The 620-nt window shown below is 58.4% G+C and carries 1 protein-coding gene; it reads left to right on the top strand.

Features of this window, described 5'->3' with window-relative positions; genetic code table 11:
• A partial coding sequence (locus ACFPZN_RS56450) for a DUF72 domain-containing protein (RefSeq protein WP_378293729.1) occupies nucleotides 1-484 on the top strand: 484 nt, incomplete at its 5' end.
• Between the last annotated feature and the right edge of the window lie 136 nt (nucleotides 485-620).

The following is a 620-nucleotide window of genomic DNA, read 5'->3' as shown; positions in this document are numbered from 1 at the left end:
CGCGCTATGGCATTTTCTCGACGGACTGCCGAAGGATTTCACCTACGGCGTCGAAGTTCGTCATCCCGAGTTTTTCGCCAAAGGGGAAGCAGAACAGCAGCTCAACCGCGGGCTGCACGAGCGTAACGTCAACCGCGTGATCCTCGACAGCCGCCCGGTCCATAGCGCTGCGGCCACCAGTCCGGCGATGATCGATGCCCAACAAAAGAAACCGAAGGTGCCGGTACATGCGGTGATGACCGCCCGGCAGCCAATGGTGCGCTTTATCGGCGGTGACGATATGGCCCATAACCGGGAACTGTTTCGCGTCTGGCTTCAGACCCTGGCGAAGTGGCATCAGTCGGGGACCCCGTGGTTGTTCCTGCATACCCCGGACATTGCTTTCGCCCCGGCGCTGGTGGATACCCTGTGGGGTGACCTGCGCGCTGCCCTGCCGGCGGCAGGAAATGCGCCGTCGATTCCGCAGCAATCTTCTCTTTTCTGATATCCTGCTATCATATCCGGAGCCATCTGCCAGAGTTAAAGGGAGTTTTCGTATGGTCAGCGCGCTGTATGCCGTTTTAGGTGCGTTATTGTTAGTGAAGTTCTCATTTGACGTGGTGCGTCTGCGCACCCAATAC

The organism is Actinomadura rugatobispora, assembly GCF_042656285.1.
Classification (GTDB): Bacteria; Actinomycetota; Actinomycetes; order Streptosporangiales; family Streptosporangiaceae; genus Spirillospora; species Spirillospora rugatobispora.
Note: the sequence above shows the minus strand (reverse complement) of the source record. Positions and strands in the feature narration are given on the sequence as shown.